Origin of the sequence: Aeromonas sp. ANP5 (assembly GCF_963870295.1) — a bacterium.
Lineage (GTDB): Bacteria > Pseudomonadota > Gammaproteobacteria > Enterobacterales > Aeromonadaceae > Aeromonas > Aeromonas veronii.
On sequence record NZ_CAWMRY010000004.1, the window covers coordinates 126,727 to 150,378 of the forward strand.

A 23,652-nucleotide genomic window follows, 5' to 3' on the forward strand; every position below is an offset into this window, starting at 1 on the left:
CAGCTGATGGAGCCCGGACATGTTAAAGAGCATGCGCAAGAACGGCCTTATTCTGGCGATGTTCGCGCTCGGCTGTACCGCGCTGGTGGTACTGACCAACGAACTGACCAAGGATAAAATCGCCTACCAGCAGCAGCTGGAGAAACAGCAGACCCTCTCGGTATTGCTGCCGGAGGGGAGCTATGACAACGATCTGGTGGCCAGCTGCAAGCAGGTAACCAGCAGAAAGTATCTCGGCAGTGATCAGCCGCAGGCTCTCTATACCGCCAGCAAGAATGGCGTGGTGACCGGCTATGCGCTGGAGGCGATCGCACCGGATGGCTACAGCGGGGCGATCCGCATCGTGGCGGGCTTTGATGCCAAGGGCACCATCACCGCCGTGCGCGTGCTCGCTCACAACGAGACCCCGGGCCTGGGTGACAAGATCGAGCTGAAAAAATCGGACTGGATCAACAGCTTTGCCGGAAAATTCCTGACCCATGACAACGAGCCCCAGTGGGCGGTGAAGAAAGATGGCGGCGAGTTCGATGCCTTTACCGGCGCCACCATCACCCCGCGAGCCGTGGTCAAGGCGGTGAAGAACCTGCTTAAACTGCAGCAGGAGCAACCCGAACTGCTCAGCAACGCCCCGGCTTGTCCGGCGGCGAACTAACGGAGTCGAGCCATCATGAACCAGATGGAACAGATTGAAACGGGCGCAGCCCCGATTGCCGAGCTGGAAAGCCGCAAGGGCGAGCTCAAGGAGCTGATGAGTCAGGGGCTGTGGAAGAACAACCCCTCGCTGGTGCAGGTGCTGGGGCTCTGCCCGACCCTCGCCGTCTCCTCCACCTTTACCAATGCGCTGGGGCTGGGCCTTGCCACCATGGCGGTGCTGGTCTGCTCCAACCTCGCCGTCTCGCTGGTGCGCAACTGGGTGCCGAAGGATATTCGCATCCCGGTCTATGTGATGATCATCGCCTCGCTGGTGACCAGCGTGCAGCTGCTGATGAACGCCTACACCTATGGCCTCTATCAGGCGCTCGGCATCTTTATCGCCCTCATCGTCACCAACTGCGTCATCATCGGCCGCGCCGAGGCTTATGCCTCCAAGAACCCGCCGCTGCTGGCGGCCCTCGACGGCCTGATGATGGGCCTTGGTTTTACCCTGGTGCTGCTGGTACTGGGCGGCATGCGCGAGATCATCGGCATGGGCACCCTGTTTGATGGTGCCGAGCTGCTGCTGGGCGAGTGGGCCAAATCCCTGCGTATCGAGTTGTTCCACGCCGATGCCAGCCTGCTGCTGGCGATTTTGCCGCCGGGCGGCTTTATCGGGCTCGGGCTGCTGATCGCCGCCAAGAACGCCATCAATGACTGGCGGGATCGCAAACAGGCAACCACCGTGGCCCACTGCAACGTTGCCCCGGCTCGCGTCAGGGCGACCGAACTATGATCGGATGCAAGGCATGAACAACCAGAAACGCAGAGAGATCCTGGAGCGGCTGCGGGAAAACAACCCCCACCCCACCACAGAGCTCAACTTCAACTCGCCGTTCGAGCTCCTGATCGCCGTGCTGCTCTCGGCGCAGGCGACCGATGTCAGCGTCAACAAGGCGACCGACAAGCTCTATCCGGTGGCCAACACCCCGCAAGCGATGCTGGATCTCGGGGTGGACGGGCTCAAGGAGTACATCAAGACCATTGGCCTCTTCAACACCAAGGCCGAGAACGTCATCAAGACCTGCGCCATCTTGCTGGAGCGCCACGGTGGCGAGGTGCCGGAGAACCGCGAAGCGCTGGAAGCCCTGCCCGGCGTCGGCCGCAAGACCGCCAACGTGGTGCTCAACACCGCCTTTGGCTGGCCCACCATCGCCGTCGATACCCATATATTCCGAGTATCGAACCGCACCGGCTTTGCGGTAGGCAAGAACGTGGATCAGGTGGAGGAGAAGCTGCTCAAGGTAGTGCCCGCCGAGTTCAAGCTGGATGTTCACCACTGGCTGATCCTGCACGGGCGTTACACCTGTCTGGCTCGCAAGCCCCGTTGTGGTTCTTGTACCATCGAGGACTTGTGCGAATACAAAGAGAAGGTCTATCCAGAGAGCTGAATGACTGGGCGCCACAACCGTCCTACCTGTCTCGCTCGCAAACATCCGCTGCAGTGGTTCCTGTATCATCGAGGACCTCTGCGAGTACAAAGAGAAGGTCTATCCCGACAGCTGATAGCCTCTCAACCGAGATTGAAAGCAGTACACATCACCAACCCGGAGAACTGAGCAATGAGAATTCTGCATACCATGCTGCGTGTCGGCGATCTGCAACGCTCCATCGACTTCTACACCCGTGTCCTTGGCATGAAGCTGCTGCGCAAGAGCGAGAACAGCGAGTACAAGTACACCCTGGCCTTCGTTGGCTACGGTGACGAGAAGGATGAAGCGGTGATCGAGCTGACCTACAACTGGGGGGTGAGCGAGTACGAACTGGGCTCAGCCTACGGCCACATCGCGCTGGAAGCGGACGACATCTATGCCACCTGCGACGCCCTGCGTGCCGCCGGTGCCAAGATCACCCGCGAGCCGGGCCCGGTTAAAGGCGGCACCACCGTGATCGCCTTCGTCGAAGATCCGGACGGTTACAAGATTGAACTGATCGCCAAGAAAGATGCCGGTACTGGCCTGGGTGACAGCTTCTAAGCTGCCCTAATCCCACTGCCTAATGGCAGGATCAAAAAAGAGCGCAGATGCGCTCTTTTTTATGCTTCTCTGACCGGGGACAGCGCTAGATCTCGCCATTGCGCCCCATGCTGATCACCACCCGCCGGTTCTTGGCACGACCCTGCTCCGTTTCGTTGGAGGCGACGTGCTGCTTCTCGCCATGCCCCTCCACCGAGATCTTGCCGGGATCGATCCCCAGATCGACAAACACCTTCTTGATGGCATCGGCCCGCTTCTCGGAGAGTTTCAGGTTCGGCCAGCGGCCGCCGTAGCTGTCGCTGTAAGCATCGATCACCACCACGTCGATACTCTTGTCCGCCTTGATAAACTCGCTGATCATCGCCAGCCGCCGCTTGGAGGGGATGGAGAGCTGATCGCTGTTCTTGTCGTAGGTGAGCACGCTAAAGGCGATATCGTTGAAGCTGTAGGGCAACAGCCCGCTCAGACAGTCGATAAATGCCTGATATTTGACCCGAAAGTTGACAGACGACAGCGACACCCGCACCGCGCGGTTCTGGCGATACCAGTCCCGATACTGGAAAGTGGGCATTCGCCCCCCCTCCAGCTCGTCGAGCATGGTCCAGGCAGTTTGCCCCTCCACCAGCCCATCGAACTGCTGATAGAAGCGCAGTTGACTCACTTCTCGCCCGGCGATGCCCGGGCGCCATACCGGCGGCATGATGCCAAGGCTCACCGTCTGGGTCTGGGCCTGTGGCCGCTTGCCCTTGAGCTCGAAGTCGAGGTTGATCTTGCGACCGGCACGACTGACAAAAGCCCCCGTTCCCCAGTTGGGAATAGGATGCTCGAGGCGACACTCAATCTGGGTATCGGAGGTCAAACGCCAGACGGATTGATCCAGACCGGCACCAAATTCGGTAACCCCAGCCTGTAACTGCATACTCACGGATATGCTGACCAACCCCAACACCCAAGCGTTCAATTGCTTGCCCTCCACACGATCTCACAAGAGATATCGGCGGCAAGAGGCCAAGCTTTAGCGACAAACTGCAAAGGTGTGCCGTTGGTGTGGCAAAGGCTTGCCCCCAAGCGGCAAACGACCGCAAGCGGCGCTTATTCCCCCCTCTTAGCTCCGTGCCAACCGGAGGGAAGCTCGCTACAGTAAAACCAGGGCAATCAGACGCCGCTTATCGGGAACCACACTCATGCACCGCTCTTGCTTCTCTTTATTGCAGATGTTGTTGCCAATGCTGCTGGCGCTATCCGGCAGCACCGTCAAAGCTGCAACACAGGATCAGGAGTGGGCACAAGAGCGCGCCAATGCGGTGCTCTCGCTGATGACCTTCACCGTGGTGCCCGACATCACCGCCAGCAACCTCGATATCGGCAGCGGCACCAATCAATCTGCCGCCCTCAACATGACCCAGATCGGTGGCGGCGCCACCATGAGCGAAGCCGTGCCCATCTATCTGGAAGGGGCGATCGGCTTTAGCCGCTACGATCCCCAGTTTGTGGTGAGCAACGGCACCGAGAGCCGCACCCTCCCGACCAAATGGAATAGCCTGACCGCCTCTGGCGGGATCGGCTGGGATATCGCCCTCCATGAAGACCCGCGCGGTGGCCACTGGGTGCTGCGCCCCATCGCCAACGTCTCGCTCGGTACCATGGCCAGCGATCTGCGGATCGGCAACTGGCTGCTGGAGCGCACCAAGGGCTACTCGCTGGATTTTCTCGATGGTGGGCAGCTTAATATGTACGGACTGGGGGGCTCGCTGATGCTCGACTACGAGCTCTTTTCAAAGACGCAGGATATCGATGTCGAAGTGCGCTACTCCTACCAGCACCTGCAGAGCTTTGGCGGTACCTCAACCAGCGTCCGTGGTCACGCCGAGGCGGAGAACCTCGGTCTCTATCTGCGCCGCCGGGCCCCGCTGTTTGACTGGACACTGCTCGACAGACCGATGCGCTGTGTACTGGAAGGGGCCCATACCGCATATCTGGGGGAACAGCGGGGGTTGCTTGGCTTTGACTCCCTCAACTCTATCGGCGCCGGTCTGGAGCTGGACAGCAGCAAATACGACATCATAGTCACCCGTACCCGGCTGGTTGCCCGCTATATGTTCAGCCACAACACCAGCGGTTATTCCATCGGGTTGGCTATGAGTTTCTGAGTCGTTAGTTTTGCCTGCCAAGAGTGGGCAATCCTCAGGAAAAGTACATTAACACTCCAGATAATCATGTCTCTATTGATGGAGGGTTTATTTATTCTGTCCTTTTCATATGCCTCACCACCCAGTCATATCAGGTAAAAATATCTGCCTGCTGGTAGGCTAGTTTTCCCCCTCGCACACCAAATATTGGAGTTTTTTGTCTGTGTATTTACGGCGCGCAATGGCTGATTGGCCCTTGATATCGCCAGCCAGTGCCATCATGCAACATAGGAAATACTCTACTCCCGGCATTGCAGCCCTATGGCCAACTTTATCGACACCCATAAGGAACCATCCCGGATGGTCCCCCATCTTTTTCAAAGTGACTCAAACAACGCGTAAACCATTGTTTTAAATGGTTTATATTTTTTCATATTTTATGAACCCAATTAATCCTGTTTTATTTTACTTACATCACCCGACTGCTAAATTTGGCGTCATCCCGGCAGGACGAGGCGCACTGAAACGACTGACTGCGGGCTACCGATAACAGGTGTGCAATGAGCACAGAAATAACGTTCAGGCATAGCAACCGTTATTTTGACGACATCACACTTGCTGATCCTTGTTGATTTGAGGTTATCTGATGAAAAAAACGCTGCTTGCTCTCTCTGTATTGGTCATAACCGGAACCGCATATGCAGGGGTGCCTGATTTATCCGCCAGCTGTCCTGGACATATTAATCTTCGCGTCGAAGATGGCACCGCTTATATCAATAACCAGCAAGTTCCACTTAAAAAAGTGAATTCAAATTTCTACGAGACGAGCAAGGGGCGCACCACCCTCTCCATGGTGAAAAATGGCGACTGGGGCATCACCTATTTTGTCAAAAATGGCGACAGCGGCGCCTGCCAGCTCAATGACGATGAGAACGATGACGACGGCGATGATGAGAGCGCCAGCAGCAGTGCCTACAACGGTAGCACTGCGCAAACCAAGGTTGCCGAGAACGCCTGCATGAACGCCGTCGCCAGAAAAGCAGGCGTCAGCCGCAGCAAACTGACCCTCGACTATGTGGCCGACTCCCAGGCGGGGATGATGATTGATATCAAAGGGCCCCATGACCGGCTCTGGCACTGCCTCACCGACGCCCGCGGCCATATTTCTGGCATCAATCAGGACTGATTTCGAGCCACGGCTCAGCGGGGCGCACACCGACCGTGGGGGCTCCACCCCTTATCCATTGCAATTATTTGATACAGGTAAATGAAGATGAAATCCAAACAGACTCTGCTCAATGTCGCCCTCGGTTGCCTGCTGGCGGTCGGTATCTCCGGCTGCGCCGTGGCCAAAACCCATCACGGCCACAAGACCCATGCCCAAGCGCACGCTCAGGAAGGGGCTGTGCAGTATGGCGACGAGAGCCCGTGGGCTGGCAACTATAAAGCAGTCACTGACGATGGCCGCACCGTGGCCGAAATTCACGTCGATACCACAGGGGAGACCTATATCGATGGCAATCAGGTAAAACCAAGCCACAGCGGCAGCGACTACCTGAAATTCAAGCAGGAGACCATCACTTACACCCTGCGCAAAAGCGGCGCCAGCTGGAAAGACAGCGATGCCGGCACCAGCGGCCGCATCCTGTTCGATTGATAATCCCGACACCGGCCTTGCCAGACACCAAGCCCCGCCAAGGGGCTTTTTTGCACCTGCGATTTACCATCAACCACAGCCCGCCCCGAAAAATCCAGCCTTGCCACAGAGTTAGTGCAATCTGTCACATATTCCTTTTGATGGAATTGTTACGATGGCTCAATTCGGCACCTCATCGCCCAATTCCAAAGCGAGTTGAAATGGACTTCACACCCGTTATTGCGGTTCTGCTGGGCCAGTTCTGGTATCTGCTGCCCCTGTTGTTGATTGCCACCCTGATCAAAACGCCCAGGTTCAAGGGGATGGTTGGGGAGGCATTTATCAACTTGGGCATCCGGCTTTTTCTCGACAAGCGGGAGTACCACCTGCTCAAGAACGTGACCCTACCGACCCCGCAGGGCACTACCCAGATCGATCATGTGATCGTCTCGCGCTTCGGGCTGTTTGTCATCGAAACCAAGAACATCAAGGGGTGGATATTTGGCAATCCAGCCCACAAGAGCTGGACCCAGCAGCTCTATCGCCGCAAACATACCTTTCAAAATCCCCTGCGCCAAAACTATCTGCACCTGATGACGCTCAAATCCTTGCTGGGTCTTGCTGATCATCAGCTCCATTCGATTATCTACTTTATTGGCGACTGCACCTTTAAAAACCCCATGCCGGATAACGTGATGAACCGTGGGCTTATTCGCTATATCAAGAGTAAAACCACGCAGGTGTTGACCCCTGCCGAAGTCACCAGAGTGATCGACACCATCCAGCGGGGACGACTGGCCGCCAATTGGCAGACCCATAAACAGCATGTGGCGCAGTTGAAAGCACGTCACAGCGAGGTTCCCCGCCCGCCTTTATCCGTAGCTGCAATGCCTGTGGTCAATCAGGTGGTGAACGCCGCGCCAACCATCACCGAATCGCTCACCCAAGCAAATCCACTATGTCCCAGATGCGGTAACCCGATGGTATTGCGTACCGCCAAACGGGGGGATAACCGAGGCAATCGGTTTTGGGGATGCACTAGCTATCCAACATGTCGGGGGATTACACCACACCAATGAACATGCCGACCTAAAGTACGGCCCAAACCATAAAAGGTTCACCCATATTCACAAACCAAAACACATCTATTCAAAGGGAGTTGATTAATGAACATCAAGAAAATGTCGGTATTAGCAGTAGTGGCCAGCATCAGCATGCTAATGACAGCTTGTGCATCACCACCACAACCGACATGGAAAAAAGAAGGCGTTACAGATGACGATACCCTCACTGCATTATCTCAATGCAGATATGAGATACGTCTTAACGATATTTCTGCCGAAGAAAAAAACGAAGTAATCACGGATTGCATGCAAGCGAAAGGCTTCCGTTGGAGAGTCTATTAAGCATGCGTGCGGGTTGCCATTAACAATGGCAACCCGCTTTGCAACTAGTCTCGAAGCAAACCCAGTCCTACCTAATCGTCGCCATCTGCCGCACGCATCGCTGCTCCCTGTCATCCACCCGCTTGGCAAACCAGGCGGTGGTGAGGTTGCGGGTGATTTTCGGGCTCTTTAGCTGAATGCCGGGCAGGATGGCGCGGGGCAATCGCTTGCCCGCTTGCTTGTCGGCCAGGGTAAAGATGCGATGGTAGAGATCGGTCTCGGCAAATTCGGCGGTATCCCCTTTGCGAAGGCTCTGGTGGATCGCCTGCTTGCTCATATTGACCCGGTTGGCGAGGGTGTAGACGGCAAGCTCGGTGTTGCCCGGCAGATCCGAGTCATAGCGGATCAGATCCCCGTCCAGCGCCAGAGTTTTGCCACTTAGGCGGCTGACGGCGGCCTGAAAAGCAGCATTGCGACTGGCGTACCAGCCGGCGTTGAAGTCGGCAAAACGGTAGAGGGTATCCGGGTAGTCGGCGGGATAACCGAAGATATGTTTGGTGCCAAACCAGATGCCGCCGCGACGGGTAAAGACTTCGTGGCGAATGGAGTCCTTGATTGGATAGGGGTAGCCACGGGCGTTGGCCTCTGCAAAGGCGATGCTCACCTGCATCGGGCCGCCGGTATGCACCGGGTTGAGGTTGCCAAACAGCGTCTTGCCCATCGGCAGCATGCTGATCATGTCTTCGAAGATTTCACTCATCTCCCGCTCGGTACGCAACTTGTCGATCCGCTCGGCGTAGCTCTTGCCGGTGGGCGAGTTGATGGAGAGCGCGGCCCGCACCATAAATTCGGGGATCAGCAGCTTGGCTGCCCGTGAGTTGATCTCTTTCCAGGCGATCTTGCCAAGGCCCGGCACCACGGGGTCGGCCTGATAAGTGGCTTCCTGCTCCGCCACCGCCAGCACGCTACAGACATTGTGATCATTGACCGTCACCCCCTGGGTGGTGAGCGCCGTCACCACGTCGTTGGCCCACCCCTGTTTGTCCGGCACCTGACGGGGCAAGAAGCGCACGATGCGGCTCTTCATATCCGCCGGTTTGCGCGGCTGCATGGCAGGCGGCGTTTTGGGGTTGCTCACGCTCGCCTCTTTGGCAGGCGCGGAGGCGGGATCACTGGCACAACCGGCCAGCAACAAGGCAGAGCAGAAGGCAACAAGACGACAGGAAGGCAAAGCGGTCATAAGCATGTCCATTTTTTGTAGGCCCTACAGGCAGCACCGCTGGCACTGCACTGACAAGCAAAGTGGGGCCATTGTAGAGGATTGCCTGCTGCAGTTGAAACCCGCGCTCGCAGCATCCCCTCCCCTTGCCAGCTTTTGCCACCCCACGCGCCATCCGTTGTCTGCGATGAGGAAGACATGACCTTCTTCAAGGATTCACCCGGCCCGAACCGAACGGTGAGCGCCTGATAAAAAGAAACCCCCGCCATCGCTGGCGGGGGTTGGTCGTCTGGCAAGTCGGGCTGATGCCCGCTGCAAACTCTTAGCGGTTTTTCACCTTCTGGTGCAGCTCCTGCACCGAGTTGACGTTGGCGGTGGCATCCACGCTGATGGCCATGCAGGTGGCAAATGCCTCGTTCATGGTGGTGGTATACGCCACCTTGTTCTGCAAGGCGGCGCGACGCAGCTGCTTGGAGTCCTGGATCGCTACCCGCCCTTCGGCGGTGTTGACGATGTAGGTGTACTCGCCATTCTTGATGCGGTCGAGAATGTGCGGGCGACCTTCATGCACCTTGTTGACCAGGCGCGGGTTGATGCTCGCTTCACCCAGTGCGACTGCGGTGCCGTGAGTTGCATCCAGCTCGTAGCCCAGCTCCAGCAGCTTGGCAGCCAAGTCGACCACCTGCGCCTTGTCGCTGTGACGCACTGACAAGAGGGCTCGACCCTCTTTCGGTACGGCGTGGTTGGCACCCAGCTGCGCCTTGGCATAGGCCTCGGCAAAGCTGCTGCCCACACCCATTACCTCACCGGTGGAGCGCATCTCTGGCCCCAGCAGCGGGTCAACCCCCGGGAACTTGGCGAACGGCAGTACCACCTCTTTCACCGAGTAGTAGGGCGGGATGATCTCTTTGGTAAAGCCCTGTTCTTGCAGCGACTGACCGGCCATCACCCGGGCGGCAATCTTGGCCAGCGGAGCACCGGTCGCCTTGGAGACAAACGGCACGGTACGGGCGGCACGCGGGTTCACCTCGATGAGGTAGATGTCATCGCCCTTGACCGCGAACTGCACGTTCATCAGGCCGATAACGCCGAGCTCCAGCGCCAGCTTGCGCACCTGCTCGCGGATCTCGTCCTGAATCTTCTTGGACAGGGTGTAAGGAGGCAGGGAGCAACCGGAATCACCGGAGTGGATACCGGCCTGCTCGATGTGCTCCATGATGCCGCCGATGACTACATCGGTGCCATCGCAGATGGCATCCACGTCCAGCTCGGTCGCATCGTCCAGGAAGCGGTCCAGCAGCACCGGCGATTCGTTGGAGACACTCACTGCCTCGGCGAAGTAACGACGCAGATCCTGCTCGTCATAGACGATTTCCATGGCGCGGCCACCCAGCACGTAGGAGGGGCGAACCACCAGCGGGTAGGTGATACGCTCGGCCAGCAGCACGGCCTGCTCCAGCGCGGTGACGGTGCCGTTTTCCGGCTGCTTGAGGCCGAGGCGCTCGACAGCAGACTGGAAGCGCTCGCGGTCTTCGGCGCGGTCGATGGCATCCGGGCTGGTACCGATGATCGGCACGCCGTTGGCTTCCAGTGCACGGGCCAGTTTCAGCGGGGTCTGGCCACCGTACTGAACGATGACGCCCTTGGGTTTTTCGATGCGTACGATTTCCAGCACATCTTCCAGGGTCACCGGCTCGAAGTAGAGACGATCCGAGGTATCGTAATCGGTAGAGACGGTCTCCGGGTTGCAGTTGACCATGATGGTCTCGTAACCGTCTTCGCGCAGGGCCAGCGCCGCGTGCACGCAGCAGTAGTCGAACTCGATACCCTGACCGATACGGTTCGGGCCACCGCCGATGATCATGATCTTGTCGCGGTTGCTCGGGGCCGCTTCGCACTCCTCGTCATAGCTGGAGTACATGTAGGCGGTGTTGGTAGCGAACTCGGCGGCGCAGGTATCGACCCGCTTGTAGACCGGGAAGATGTTGTAGCGGGCGCGCAGTTTGCGCACTTCCCCTTCGGCCACACCGAGGATCTTGGCCAGACGGGCATCGGCAAAGCCTTTGCGCTTGAGGGCACGCAGGAAGTCGGCATCGAGACCGGCCATGCCGCGCTCTTTCACCTCTTCTTCCAGTTTCACCAGGTCTTCAATCTGTACCAGGAACCAGGGGTCAATCTTGGTCAGCTTGAAGATGCCATCCATGGAGAGACCTGCGCGGAACGCATCGGCGATGTAGAAGATACGGTCACTACCAGCGTCCTGCAGCTCGTGACGGATGCGGGTCAGGGAGTCCGGGGCATTGAGGTCAACCATGGGGTCGAAGCCAGTTTTGCCAGTTTCGAGGCTGCGCAGCGCCTTGTGCAGAGACTCCTGGAAGTTGCGGCCGATGGCCATCACTTCACCGACCGACTTCATCTGGGTCGTCAGACGATCGTTGGCACCGGCGAATTTTTCAAAGTTGAAGCGCGGCACCTTGGTGACCACGTAGTCGATGGCCGGCTCGAAGGAGGCCGGAGTGCGACCGCCTGTGATGTCGTTCATCAGCTCGTCGAGGGTGTAACCGATGGCGAGCTTGGCGGCGATCTTGGCGATGGGGAAACCCGTTGCCTTGGAGGCCAGCGCGGAGGAGCGTGACACCCGCGGGTTCATCTCGATGATGACCATGCGGCCATCTTTCGGGTTGATACCGAACTGGACGTTGGAGCCGCCGGTCTCGACGCCGATCTCGCGCAGCACCGCCATGGAGGCGTTGCGCATCAGCTGGTACTCCTTGTCGGTCAGCGTCTGGGCTGGCGCGACCGTGATGGAGTCACCGGTGTGGATACCCATGGGGTCGAAGTTTTCGATGGCGCAGACGATGATGCAGTTGTCGTTGCGATCCCGCACCACCTCCATCTCGTACTCTTTCCAGCCGATCAGCGACTCATCGATGAGCAGCTCTTTGGTCGGCGACAAGTCCAGACCGCGCTCGCAGATCTCGACGAACTCTTCGGTGTTGTAGGCGATGCCGCCACCGGAGCCGCCCATGGTAAAGGAGGGACGGATGATGCAGGGGAAGCCAACCATCTGCTGCACGCCCCACGCCTCTTCCATGTTGTGGGCGATGCCGGCACGCGGGCACTCCAGGCCAATGCTGCGCATCGCCTTGTCAAAACGGGAGCGGTCTTCGGCCTTGTCGATGGCGTCGGCAGTGGCACCGATCATCTCGACACCGAACTCGGCCAGCACGCCATGCTTCTCCAGTGCCAGTGCGCAGTTGAGCGCAGTCTGGCCACCCATGGTGGGCAGGATGGCGTCCGGGCGCTCTTTCTTGATGATTTCGCGCACCACTTCCCAGGTGATGGGCTCGATGTAGGTGGCGTCTGCCATCTCCGGGTCGGTCATGATGGTGGCCGGATTGGAGTTGACCAGAATGACGCGGTAGCCCTCCTCGCGCAGGGCTTTGCACGCCTGGGCGCCAGAGTAGTCAAATTCGCAGGCCTGGCCGATGACGATGGGGCCGGCGCCGAGGATCAGGATGCTCTGAAGGTCATTACGTTTTGGCATGAAACTCTTTCCTCTATTTCTTAGGCGCGATACTGCTTAATCAATTCAATAAAGTGGTCAAAGAGACCGGCACAATCGTGCGGGCCCGGGCTCGCTTCAGGGTGTCCCTGGAAGCTGAAGGCCGGACGGTCGGTGCGATGGATGCCTTGCAGGGAACCATCGAACAGGGAGACGTGGGTGGCGCGCAGGCAATCCGGCAGGCTGTTCTCGTCTACCGCAAAGCCGTGGTTCTGAGCGGTGATCATGACGGTGTTGTCATCGAGGCTCTTCACCGGATGGTTGGCGCCGTGGTGGCCAAACTTCATCTTGACGGTCTTGGCACCGGAGGCCAGACCCAGCAGCTGGTGACCCAGACAGATGCCGAACACCGGCGTGTTGGTATTAAGGAAAGCCTTGATGGCCTCGATGGCGTAGTCGCACGGCTCGGGGTCGCCGGGGCCGTTGGAGAGGAAGATGCCATCCGGGTTCATCGCCAGTACCTCGGCGGCCGGGGTCTTGGCAGGCACCACGGTCAGGCGGCAGCCACGGTCAACCAGCATCCGCAGGATGTTGCGCTTGACGCCAAAGTCATAGGCTACCACGTGGTATTTCAGCTGGTCGGCATCCGGGGTGACGTGCCCCTTGCCAAGCTGCCAGCTCCCTTCGGTCCAGTTGTACGCCTCACCAACCGTCACCTCTTTGGCCAGATCCATTCCCTTCAAACCCGGGAAGGCGCGGGCCTGTTCGAGAGCATAGGCTTCATCGACCTGTTTCCCGGCCAGAATGCAGCCAGCCTGAGCACCTTTCTCGCGCAGGATGCGGGTCAGTTTACGGGTGTCGATGTCGGCGATGCCAACTATGTTGTGAGACTTGAGGTATTCGGAGAGGGATTGCTGATTGCGGAAATTGGAGGCAAGTATCGGAAGGTCCCGGATGATCAATCCCTGAGCATGGATCTGACTGGACTCTTCATCTTCGCTGTTGGTGCCGGTGTTGCCTATATGGGGGTAAGTGAGGGTGACTATCTGACGGGAATAAGAGGGATCGGTGAGGATTTCCTGATAGCCCGTCATCGACGTATTGAAAACCACTTCACCAACGGAACATCCCTCGGCGCCTATCGACACGCCTTTGAACACAGTTCCATCTTCCAGCACTAGCAATGCAGTGTGATTCAAGACAACCTCCAGTTATTTAGCTTTAAATTCAGCAATTTACCTGGGTGTTGCGGGCTCGGTTCCGGTCTTGGACAGGACTCGAACCCGGCAGATTTCTGGCAAATTGGGCGCATTCTACTTAAAAAAAGTGGCATTTCAACGTCTTTTCTCAGATGAAATGCATCTAAATTCAATAAAAAAGCAACATTACCCATTATCTATGCACTTAATCGCTTTGCAACCCCCTCCCGCGAAAGAAAAGGAAAAACCACCATTAAAAGATGCCACCAAGCCAGCGATAACGACAAAAACAAACAAAAAAACCAATTAAAACAATGGCATTTATTTTTACACAAAAAACATTAATGACAAATTTAACGCTTTTACGATGACAAGATTGAACATGAAAAATGGAAAACGTTTTTCTGCGTTTGAATTTTTAGTCTTTTCCAGTCCGTGTAAAAAAATGGCTTTATCCGCCATAAAGATGCTCAAATCTGTTACCTGGTGATGACATTCAGGAAGGGAAAATCTGGCGGATAACGCAATAGTGTGATTTATAAGGAGTTCAGTTAAAAATTGCAGGCAGCGTGTCTTTTTACACAAAATCTGGCTGACTGACAGCAAAAACCCCGGCAAGCCGGGGTTTTTCACTGGGGTAGCAGTAGTACGAAAGTGCCGCTCAGAGGCATTACTTGAGATTGAGCACATCCTGCATGTCATAAAGACCGGCCCCCTGCTGACCAAGCCACTTGCCCGCCCGCACAGCACCGTTGGCGAAGGTCAGGCGGCTGGAGGCCTTGTGGCTGATCTCCACCCGCTCGCCGATATCGGCAAACATGACGGTATGCTCCCCCACCAGATCGCCGGCGCGAATGGTGGCAAAGCCGATAGTGTTGCGATCCCGCTCGCCAGTGATCCCCTCGCGACCATAGACGGCGCACTCCTTGAGATCCCGGCCCAGCGTTTTGGCGACCACTTCACCCATGGAGAGCGCAGTACCGGATGGCGCATCCACCTTGTGGCGATGGTGGCCCTCGATGATCTCGATGTCGGTGTAATCCCCCATCACCTTGGCGGCCTGCTCCAGCAACTTGAACACCAGGTTGACCCCGACCGAGTAGTTGGAGGCGAACACGATACCGATCTGCTTGCCCGCCTCTTTCAGAGCAGCCTTGCCTGCATCGTCAAAACCGGTGGTGCCGATCACCATCTGCTTGTGGTGGGCCAGTGCAAAGGCCAGATTGGCAAGGGTCACCTCGGGGCGGGTGAAGTCGATGATGAGATCAAACTCATCGCGCACCTTGTCCAGACTATCGCTGATGGCCACGCCCAGATGGCCCAGCCCATTGAGCTCACCGGCATCAAGGCCGATCACCGCCGAACCCGGCCGCTCCAGCGCGGCACCGACCACTACGCCATCGGTGTTGGTGATGGCCTCCAGCAGCACCTTGCCCATACGACCATTACAGCCCATCACGGCCACACGGATCGGATTGTCCATCTCCACCCTCTCATCTCTTTTAATTATGGAAAGAGACCGTTTTACCAGCCCGCGCCGGGTTTGAAAAGCCATGATGCCACCACTCCTTGCTGCGCTCACCAACGGCAGCGCACACTGGCTGGCCAAGAACTTCCTTTTGGTCACAGGCCGTTTTTCATCGTCTCACTCCATCATTTGGCAGACCGGGTGCCATCTGATAGGTTCGAACGAGTGAAATGCCAGCATAAGCAAAATCTGGGCAACGCCCGTGTCGATATCAAACGAGGTGCAAGGATGAGCGCAGGATTGCTGTTTGCTGTGGGGTTGATATCACTGACCCTGGTCATGCTGGCCGCGGCTCTGCTGTTTGGCGGGCCGAGTCCGGCACCGGCGATGTCCAGCATCAACGACCCTTTCAAGGGGAGTGACTGGAGCAACATGCCACCTCTCTCAAGATACCCGGCGCGTGACGGCACGCAGCTGGCCTATCGGCACTATGGCGCAGAGGGCAATACGAAGAACAACAAGGTCAAGGGCAGCGTGGTACTGGTTCACGGCTCTTCTGCCAGCAGTCAAAGCATGCATAAAATGGCGAACGCCTTTTCGCAAGCGGGATACGACGCCTACGCCCTCGATATTCGCGGCCATGGCGCATCGGGCGACAAAGGCACCATTGCCTACATCGGCCAGCTTGAAGACGATCTGGAAGATTTCATCAAGTCGGTGGCCCCCGGCAAGCCTGCAACACTCGTCGGCTTCTCGTCAGGGGGTGGCTTTGTCCTGCGTGTTGCTGGTAGTGCGCGACAAACCCTGTTCGAGAGCTATCTGCTGCTCTCCCCCTATCTCGGCCCCACCGCCGCCAACTACCGGCCCAACAGCGGTGGCTGGGTGCGTATCGGCTTGCCTCGCCTCATCGCCCTGAGCATCCTCAACGGTTTCCATATTTCCGCACTCAACCATCTGACAGTGCTGAACTTTGCCCTTAATGATGAGGCGAAATCCCTGCTGACCCCCTCCTACTCCTTCAACCTTGCCTCGAACTTTCAGCCAGAGCGCGACTATCAGCAGAATTTGCGCAATGTGCAACGCCCCTGTGCCGTGATCGCGGGTGCAAATGACGAAGCCTTCCAAACAGATCAACTTGAACCTGAGTTAAGACGTCTCGGCATCTCCTGGCCTGTCACCCTGCTGCCCGGTATTGGCCACATTCCGCTGACGCTGGAACAGGATGCTCTCGCGACAGCCGTTCAGGCGGTGGAGAAACTGACACAGTAACCACACAGCCCAGGTCTTGTGTCCACGCGTTCTGGAAATATCCGCACCATGCTCACTAGAGATAGAGAGAGGTGCGGCTGACGTTTGGCTGCGGGAGAAATCCCCAAGATGGCATGCAGAGATCTTATCGTCTACCTCTTTCCTTATTAAAGGCACGCGATACCCCCAGATACCCGCTGACTGAGCCAGAACAGCAATGAACAATAAACAACGCCAACTTATTTTTCCGAATATTCTTTGGATATCTCAATAACACCAGAATCATCAAACAAAAACACCTATCCATCTGGACGTCTATCTTGACCAAGCGAGGTTGACTCACTACTGTGGGCACCCCAATGCGGCAGGATGCCCGCCCTGTTTTCCCCCTATCCCTATCCGATACAGGTACAAAGCAGTTCATGACAGGAGGTCATTGTTCAATTTCAGAGGAACACATGATCCAGACTCAACCCAGTGCCAGGGCCTTGCTGCCACTTCTGGTTTTTCTCGCACTCTTTATCGGTACCGGTACCTGGCTGACCCTGCAGGGGGTCGAATTCGCCTTCTATCAGCTGCCCGCTCCGGTTGCTGCCCTGCCTGCGGTGATGCTCGCCCTGCTGCTTGGCAAAGAGAGCTTCAACAGCAATCTGGAGACCTTCTTCAAGGGGGTCGGCCACAGCAATATCATGGCGATGTGCCTTATCTATCTGCTGGCGGGCGCCTTTGCCAGCGTGGCCAAGGCCACTGGCGGCGTTGATGCCACCGTGGCGCTGGGTCTCTCCCTCATTCCCGGCTGGGCGCTGTTGCCCGGACTGTTCCTGATCTCTGCCTTTATTGCTACCGCCATGGGCACCTCCATGGGCACCATAGGTGCCGTGGCGCCGGTCGCGCTGGGCGTGGCGCAGGCGGCCGGTATCGATCCGGTGCTGATGGCGGGAACCATTCTCTCCGGCGCCATGTTTGGCGATAACCTCTCCATCATCTCCGACACCACCATAGCGGCCACCCGCAGTCAGGGGTGCGAGATGAAGGACAAGTTCCGCGAAAACTTCAAGATTGCGGCCCCAGCAGCCATCGCGGTGATCCTGCTCTATCTGACCCTGGGCTCAGTGGGTGAATCCCCTGCCAGCGGCAGCGCCATCGAGCTGTTCAAGGTGATGCCTTATCTGATGATCCTGGGGCTGGCGCTCGCCGGAGTGAATGTGTTTGTGGTGCTGGGGATCGGTATTCTGGCCGCCGGAGTGGTGGGCATGATCAACGGCTACGCCATCGGTCAGTTCAGCAAGGATATCTATCAGGGCTTTACCGGCATGCAGGAGATCTTCCTGCTCTCCATGCTGATAGGCGGTCTCGGCGCCCTGATGGAGCGTCAGGGGGGTCTGGCCTGGATCAGCGAGCGCATCAGCGCCCTGATTGCCCGTTTCACTCGCGAGCACAATGGTGAACAGAACGAGAAAGCGGCCGAGCTCGGCATCGCCGGGGTGGTGAGCCTCACCAACCTGTGCACCGCCAACAACACGGTGGCCATTATCGTCGCCAGCAAGGTAGCTCGGGATCTGGCCGAACACCACGGTGTCACCCCGCGCCGCGCCGCCTCCATGCTCGATATTTTCTCCTGCGTGGTACAGGGTCTGATCCCCTGGGGCGCACAGGCGCTGCTGCTGGGATCCATCTTCACCCTATCGCCGTTGGCGGTAGTAAGCATGAGTTTCTACCCGATGGCACTCGCGGTGGCGGCACTCATTGCAGTGTTTGTTAAGCACCAGATGCGCGGCAAGGCTGACAAGTAACAGGATAACGTCCATGCGTTTCTACACAGGATTAACGCTCGCGGTAGCGGCACTGATTGCCGTGTTCGTGAAGCACCAAATGCGCGGCAAAGCTGACAAGTAACTGACCAGACGCTGGCGCGCCGACATGCCATCAACAGGGGCCACACCCTGGCCCTTGTTGACTCACTAACGGATCCGCCAGCATTTATCCCACCGTTCCGGGCATCAGCCGTCCGGGACGGGGTTTCCCTGCCCCCCTTAACGTCAAGAGTGAATGTGCTAAGGTAGAGCGCGTTCAAGCCATCGATGCGCAGCTATACCAGAGGTTCCCCATGCATGAGTCCCAACCCGAACGTCAATCCCTGCGCCAACTGGTTCGTCAACGCCGCAAAAATCTGAGTCCGGCCGAGCAGCAGGCGGCGGCCCAACAGCTGCTGGCCCAGTTCAAGCAACACCCCGAGATCCTCGCCGCCAAACGCATTGCCCTCTATCTGGCCAATGACGGGGAGATCAACCCCTTGCCCACCATCCATTGGCTGTGGGCCCAGCACAAAGAGGTCTACCTGCCGGTGCTCCACCCCTTTACTCCGGGTCACCTGCTCTTTTTGCGCTATACCGCTACCAGTCCCATGGTGCGCAACCGCTACGGCATCGAAGAGCCGGAGCTGGATATCCTGCAGGTGGTGCCCCACAGCACGCTCGATCTTATCTGCACCCCACTGGTCGCCTTTGATGCCCAGGGTAATCGCCTTGGCATGGGGGGCGGCTACTACGATCGCACCCTCGCCATCTGGCATGAGCACAAGCTGGGCCCCAAGCCACTCGGCATTGCCCACGACTGCCAGCAGGTAGATTCCGTCCCGCAAGAGGAGTGGGATGTGCCGCTGCCCCAGATCATCACCCCGAGCCACTGCTGGCGCTTTGAATAGGCTGTTTTTGGCCGGCAGCCCCAGCTTTGTGCGCGCAAACGCAGAATAAACATGCAAACGATTTACAAAGTCCCTCTTTTTGCCCCGGAACGTGAGCAACAAGGTCGCGACGGGGTACCGGGTTGGATATAATGCGCCCGCTTTTTTCTTAAGGAACGATCATGACTCAAGATGAAATGAAGAAGGCGGCCGGTTGGGCTGCGCTCAAGTATGTGGTTCCCGGCACCATCGTCGGGGTGGGCACCGGCTCTACCGTCAACCACTTTATCGACGCGCTGGCGACCATGAAGGACGAGATCAAGGGGGCGGTATCCAGCTCCGTGGCCTCTACCGAGCGCCTCAAGGGCTTCGGCATCACCGTATATGATCTCAACGAGATCGACGCCCTCTCCGTCTATGTGGATGGCGCCGACGAGATCAACGCAACCCGCGACATGATCAAGGGCGGTGGCGCAGCCCTGACCCGCGAGAAGATCGTTGCCGCCGTCGCTGACAAGTTCATCTGCATCATCGACAACACCAAAACCGTCGACGTGCTGGGCCAGTTCCCGCTGCCGGTGGAAGTGATCCCGATGGCCCGCGAATACGTAGCCCGCGAAATTCGCAAACTGGGTGGCAACCCGGTGTGGCGTGAAGGGGTGGTCACCGACAACGGCAACCACATTCTGGATGTGAAAGGCATGGCCATTACCGACGCCAAGGCGTTGGAAGTACGACTGAACGCCATTGTTGGTGTGGTCACCAACGGCCTGTTCGCCGCCCGCGGCGCCGATGTTGTCCTGATCGGTACGCCGGACGGCGTGATTACCCAGTAATCCCGACACCGGCAGCACAGTGCAGCGGCATCCTCCCTCGCACGCTAGCGCCACTCTGCCAGCCCTGACGCAGCAGCGGCGTTGATTGAGCCCCGGGATGGGATATGACCTAAACATTGCACTGTGAATAAATGACGGCGCCTGATGGCGCCGTTTTTATTTATCCCTCAACAAGTTGCATACGGATGTTTACAACATTCGTTGATAACTTCAAAGAATTTGACTTTCGTCACAAATATTCCCTCTCCCAAACGTTTTTGCTACTTTACGGTTTTCTTCGCACACCAAATCTGCACTTACGTTTGCACATACAGAGGGATCGTCATGACTGCCAAGTTTTCGTTGGACAAGGATAAAATCAAGGTTCTGCTGCTGGAGGGGGTTCACCCCAACACCGTAGAGACCTTTCGTGCCGCAGGTTACACCAGTGTGGAGTATCTCAAGACCTCGCTCTCCGAAGAGGAACTGATCGAGCAGATCCGCGACGTCCATTTCATCGGGCTGCGCTCCCGCACCCAGATCACCGAGAAAGTCCTCGACGCCGCCAACAAGCTGGTCGCCATCGGCTGCTTCTGCATCGGTACCAACCAGGTCGAGCTGGAAGCGGCCCAGATCCGCGGTATTCCGGTCTTCAACGCCCCCTTCTCCAACACCCGCTCGGTTGCCGAACTGGTGCTGGGCGAGATCCTGCTGCTGCTGCGCGGCATTCCCGAGAAGAACGCCAAGTGCCATCGCGGGGTGTGGGAAAAGCTGGCCAACCGCTCGGTGGAAGCGCGCGGCAAGAAGCTCGGCATCATCGGCTACGGCCACATCGGTACCCAGCTTGGCATCATCGCCGAAAGCATCGGCATGAAGGTTTATTACTACGATATCGAGAACAAGCTCTCGCTGGGCAACGCCATCCAAGTGCCAAGCATGGTCGAGCTGCTGAATATGTCTGACGTCATCAGCCTGCACGTGCCGGAGACCGCCTCCACCAAGAACATGATCGGTGCCGAGCAGCTGCGGATGATGAAACCGGGCGCCATCTTCATCAACGCCGCCCGCGGTACCGTGGTGGATATCGATGCGCTGGCTGACGTCATCAAGAGCGGCCATATTGCCGGCGCCGCCATCGACGTCTTCCCGGTCGAGCCCAAGTCCAATGACGAGGAGTTCCAAAGCCCGCTGCGTGGGCTGGAGAACGTCATCCTGACCCCGCACATTGGTGGCACCACCCATGAGGCGCAGGAGAACATCGGGCTGGAAGTAGCCAACAAGCTGGTCAAATACTCCGACAACGGCTCTACCCTTTCCGCCGTCAATTTCCCGGAAGTGTCGCTGCCGGGCCACAAGGGCTCCAGCCGCCTGCTGCACATTCACCGCAACCAGCCGGGCGTGATGAACCAGATCAACCAGATCTTCGCCGAAGAGGGGATCAACATCGCCGGTCAATACCTGCAGACCAGCAGCCATATCGGTTACGTGGTGATCGACGTGGAGACCGAGCACAGCGAGAAGGCGCTCGCCAAGCTCAAGGAGATCAACGGCACCATCCGAGCCCGCATCCTCCACTGATAGACCCGTGTATCCAAGCAGCAAAAAGCCCGTCGTGATGACGGGCTTTTGTATGAAGCAGAACCTAAAGGCAGCGTAGTGGCTTACCACCACCCCAACAGGTTGCGGCCCACCAGCGCCCCCCATACCAGGGCGTTCAGGGCCAGCGCGATAAAGACGGCGGCAGAGCCCAGATCCTTGGCACGACCGGAGAGCTCATGATGCTCGGAGCCAACCCTGTCTACCACAGCTTCAATGGCGGAGTTGAGGATCTCGACGATCACCACCAGCCAGCTGATGACGATAAGCAGCAGGATCTGGTTGAGAGAATCCCCCAGCCAGAAGGCAAGTGGCATCAGCAACAGGATCAGCATCAGCTCCTGCCGAAAAGCCGCCTCGTTAATCCAGGCTGACTTGAGCCCCTTCATGCTGTAACCGGTTGCGTTGATGATGCGGGTGACCCCGGTTGCCCCTGGCTTTGCCACGCTATCTACCTCATTTGGAATCGATTTTGGCCTCACATCCTATCAGAGCCCCCCAAGGTTTCAATCAGGGGACTTTTGCTTTATTTTATCTCTTTGCTTTTTCGCCCCTTGCGGCTGACACCACCCACTCGAGACTTGAGTTGTATGTCCATTCACACAGATGAATTGCGCACCCGTCGCCTGGAGTCACTGATCACTCCGAGCGAGCTTGCCCACGCGTTTCCGATCACCGATACCATTGCCCAGAATCTGCTGGATGCCCGTCGCGAAGTGGAAGCCATTCTGGCCGGAGACGATCAGCGCCTGCTGGTCATTGTCGGCCCCTGCTCTATCCATGATCCCGCTGCTGCTCGCGAGTATGCCCAGCGCCTCAACGCCCTGCGCGAGCAGTATAAAGAGAGCCTCTGCATCGTGATGCGCACCTACTTCGAGAAGCCGCGCACCATCGTCGGCTGGAAAGGGCTCATCAACGATCCGCGCCTCGATGGCAGCTTCGACGTCAACGAAGGGCTGAAACTGGCGCGCAAACTGCTGGTCGACATCAACGAGATCGGCATGCCCACCGCCACCGAATTCCTCGATATGGTGACCGGCCAGTATATTGCCGACCTCATCACCTGGGGCGCCATCGGCGCTCGCACCACCGAATCCCAGGTACACCGCGAGATGGCTTCGGCCCTCTCCTGCCCGGTTGGCTTCAAGAACGGCACCGACGGCAATACCCGCATCGCCATCGATGCGGTGCGCGCCGCCCGTCACAGCCACATCTTCTATTCGCCGGACAAGGACGGCAAGATGACCATCTACCGCACCGCCGGTAACCCCTTTGGTCATGTGATCCTGCGTGGCGGCCACCGCCCCAACTACGACACCGCCAGTGTCGATGAAGCCTGTGAAGCGCTGGCCGATGTGGGCCTGCCGGAGCGTCTGGTGGTCGATTTCAGCCACGGCAACAGCATGAAGGATCACCGCCGTCAGCTGCTGGTGGCGCAAGATATCTGCGATCAGCTGCGCCGCGGCCGTACCGGCATCGCCGGCATCATGGCAGAAAGCTTCCTGGTGGAAGGGCGTCAGGATGTGGAGAACGGCTGCGCCGCCACCTTTGGCCAGAGCATCACCGATGCCTGCCTGTCATGGAGCGACACCGAAACCCTGCTGGCGATGCTGGCAGAGGCTGCACTGGTACGCCTTGCCAAGCGGCAAGCCTGAGCCCCGATGACGAATATCGGCTGGCAGATAGTCCCCCTCGATGAGACGCTGCTGGCGCAGTGGGCAACCCTGCGCCAGCAGCTGTGGCCGCACCACGCACTTTCGGCCCACCTGCAGGAAGGGGTTGAGATGTTGGCCAATGCACATCTCAACGCCTTTCTGGCGCTGGATGAGCAGAGTCAGGCGGTAGGCTTTGCCGATGCAGCCCTGCGCCACGATTACGTGAATGGCTGCAACAGCAGCCCTGTGATCTATCTGGAAGGGGTCTATGTGCAACCGGCCTCGCGCCAGCGTGGGGTGGCCCAAGCCTTGATCGCTCAGGTAGCGCAGTGGGGCCGCGCGCTGGGTTGCCGGGAACTGGCCTCCGATGCCGCCATCGACAATCTTGACTCGCAGCAGATGCACCAACAACTCGGCTTTGCCGAAACGGAGCGAGTCGTATTGT

At 57.9% G+C, this 23,652-nt stretch carries 22 protein-coding genes; 16 read left to right on the forward strand and 6 right to left on the reverse strand.

What is annotated here, in order from left to right; all coding sequences use genetic code 11:
* Positions 1-19 precede the first annotated feature (19 nt).
* From rsxG to gloA, 4 genes are all read left to right on the forward strand, one after another.
* Positions 20-652, forward strand: a complete 633-nt coding sequence (gene rsxG / locus AACT07_RS04300; protein ID WP_069526705.1) for an electron transport complex subunit RsxG — start codon at positions 20-22, stop codon at positions 650-652.
* Between the two features lie 15 nt (positions 653-667).
* Positions 668-1,429: an electron transport complex subunit E gene (locus AACT07_RS04305; protein ID WP_374842964.1), complete on the forward strand. Its 762-nt coding sequence runs from the start codon at positions 668-670 to the stop codon at positions 1,427-1,429.
* Positions 1,430-1,442: 13 nt separating this feature from the next.
* Complete coding sequence (gene nth / locus AACT07_RS04310) at positions 1,443-2,084, forward strand: endonuclease III (protein ID WP_069526706.1); 642 nt, start codon at positions 1,443-1,445, stop codon at positions 2,082-2,084.
* Between the two features lie 171 nt (positions 2,085-2,255).
* A complete protein-coding gene (gene gloA, locus AACT07_RS04315) occupies positions 2,256-2,669 on the forward strand; it encodes a lactoylglutathione lyase (protein WP_005347113.1) in 414 nt (137 codons plus the stop codon).
* A gap of 85 nt (positions 2,670-2,754) precedes the next feature.
* Here the strand turns inward: gloA and AACT07_RS04320 are convergent, their stop codons facing one another.
* The gene (locus AACT07_RS04320) at positions 2,755-3,630 is read right to left on the reverse strand and encodes a flagellar protein MotY (protein ID WP_005337611.1); all 876 of its coding nucleotides are present in this window, start codon (positions 3,628-3,630) and stop codon (positions 2,755-2,757) included.
* 265 nt (positions 3,631-3,895) lie between these two features.
* Here AACT07_RS04320 and AACT07_RS04325 point away from each other — a divergent pair, with 265 nt between their 5' ends.
* The 5 genes from AACT07_RS04325 (at position 3,896) to AACT07_RS04345 (ending at position 7,840) form a co-directional block, all read left to right on the forward strand.
* Positions 3,896-4,819, forward strand: coding sequence for an autotransporter domain-containing protein (locus tag AACT07_RS04325; protein ID WP_253182224.1), 924 nt, complete (start codon positions 3,896-3,898; stop codon positions 4,817-4,819).
* A gap of 625 nt (positions 4,820-5,444) precedes the next feature.
* On the forward strand, positions 5,445-5,984 hold the full coding sequence (locus tag AACT07_RS04330; RefSeq protein WP_069526708.1) for a hypothetical protein: 540 nt from the start codon (positions 5,445-5,447) through the stop codon (positions 5,982-5,984).
* 87 nt (positions 5,985-6,071) lie between these two features.
* The gene (locus AACT07_RS04335) at positions 6,072-6,455 is read left to right on the forward strand and encodes a hypothetical protein (protein WP_042056543.1); all 384 of its coding nucleotides are present in this window, start codon (positions 6,072-6,074) and stop codon (positions 6,453-6,455) included.
* A 200-nt stretch (positions 6,456-6,655) separates the two neighbouring features.
* Positions 6,656-7,513 (forward strand): nuclease-related domain-containing protein, encoded by an 858-nt coding sequence (locus tag AACT07_RS04340; protein ID WP_069526709.1) that lies wholly within the window; start codon positions 6,656-6,658, stop codon positions 7,511-7,513.
* Between the two features lie 87 nt (positions 7,514-7,600).
* Entirely contained in the window at positions 7,601-7,840 is a 240-nt protein-coding gene (locus AACT07_RS04345; protein ID WP_005337622.1) for a hypothetical protein, read from the forward strand.
* A 67-nt stretch (positions 7,841-7,907) separates the two neighbouring features.
* On the opposite strand, the gene AACT07_RS04350 is transcribed toward AACT07_RS04345, so the two are convergent.
* The 4 genes from AACT07_RS04350 to dapB all read right to left on the reverse strand — a co-directional run bounded on the left by AACT07_RS04350 (position 7,908) and on the right by dapB (position 15,225).
* Complete coding sequence (locus AACT07_RS04350) at positions 7,908-9,059, reverse strand: DUF1615 domain-containing protein (protein WP_069526710.1); 1,152 nt, start codon at positions 9,057-9,059, stop codon at positions 7,908-7,910.
* A 301-nt stretch (positions 9,060-9,360) separates the two neighbouring features.
* On the reverse strand, positions 9,361-12,585 hold the full coding sequence (gene carB / locus AACT07_RS04355; RefSeq protein ID WP_069526711.1) for a carbamoyl-phosphate synthase large subunit: 3,225 nt from the start codon (positions 12,583-12,585) through the stop codon (positions 9,361-9,363).
* 20 nt (positions 12,586-12,605) lie between these two features.
* Positions 12,606-13,742, reverse strand: coding sequence for a glutamine-hydrolyzing carbamoyl-phosphate synthase small subunit (gene carA / locus AACT07_RS04360; protein ID WP_005337628.1), 1,137 nt, complete (start codon positions 13,740-13,742; stop codon positions 12,606-12,608).
* Between the two features lie 670 nt (positions 13,743-14,412).
* On the reverse strand, positions 14,413-15,225 hold the full coding sequence (gene dapB / locus AACT07_RS04365; RefSeq protein WP_005347132.1) for a 4-hydroxy-tetrahydrodipicolinate reductase: 813 nt from the start codon (positions 15,223-15,225) through the stop codon (positions 14,413-14,415).
* 273 nt (positions 15,226-15,498) lie between these two features.
* On the opposite strand from dapB, the gene AACT07_RS04370 reads away from it, so the two are divergent.
* From AACT07_RS04370 to serA, 5 genes are all read left to right on the forward strand, one after another.
* Positions 15,499-16,479 carry an alpha/beta hydrolase gene (locus AACT07_RS04370; protein ID WP_069526712.1) on the forward strand — a complete coding sequence of 327 codons (981 nt, stop codon included), beginning with the start codon at positions 15,499-15,501 and terminating at the stop codon, positions 16,477-16,479.
* A gap of 437 nt (positions 16,480-16,916) precedes the next feature.
* Positions 16,917-18,251 (forward strand): Na+/H+ antiporter NhaC family protein, encoded by a 1,335-nt coding sequence (locus tag AACT07_RS04375; RefSeq protein ID WP_069526713.1) that lies wholly within the window; start codon positions 16,917-16,919, stop codon positions 18,249-18,251.
* A gap of 314 nt (positions 18,252-18,565) precedes the next feature.
* Positions 18,566-19,162, forward strand: coding sequence for a 5-formyltetrahydrofolate cyclo-ligase (locus tag AACT07_RS04380; RefSeq protein ID WP_069526714.1), 597 nt, complete (start codon positions 18,566-18,568; stop codon positions 19,160-19,162).
* Between the two features lie 161 nt (positions 19,163-19,323).
* Complete coding sequence (gene rpiA / locus AACT07_RS04385; RefSeq protein ID WP_005353106.1) at positions 19,324-19,977, forward strand: ribose-5-phosphate isomerase RpiA; 654 nt, start codon at positions 19,324-19,326, stop codon at positions 19,975-19,977.
* 324 nt (positions 19,978-20,301) lie between these two features.
* Complete coding sequence (gene serA, locus AACT07_RS04390; protein WP_005337639.1) at positions 20,302-21,534, forward strand: phosphoglycerate dehydrogenase; 1,233 nt, start codon at positions 20,302-20,304, stop codon at positions 21,532-21,534.
* 83 nt (positions 21,535-21,617) lie between these two features.
* Here the strand turns inward: serA and AACT07_RS04395 are convergent, their stop codons facing one another.
* The gene (locus tag AACT07_RS04395) at positions 21,618-21,998 is read right to left on the reverse strand and encodes a diacylglycerol kinase (protein WP_005337641.1); all 381 of its coding nucleotides are present in this window, start codon (positions 21,996-21,998) and stop codon (positions 21,618-21,620) included.
* Positions 21,999-22,142: 144 nt separating this feature from the next.
* Between AACT07_RS04395 and AACT07_RS04400 the strand changes: the two genes are divergently transcribed.
* Both AACT07_RS04400 and aac(6') read left to right on the forward strand, forming a co-directional pair.
* A complete protein-coding gene (locus tag AACT07_RS04400) occupies positions 22,143-23,207 on the forward strand; it encodes a 3-deoxy-7-phosphoheptulonate synthase (protein ID WP_005353109.1) in 1,065 nt (354 codons plus the stop codon).
* A gap of 6 nt (positions 23,208-23,213) precedes the next feature.
* Positions 23,214-23,652: aminoglycoside 6'-N-acetyltransferase (gene aac(6'), locus AACT07_RS04405; protein ID WP_069526715.1), on the forward strand; the 439-nt coding region annotated here is incomplete at its 3' end.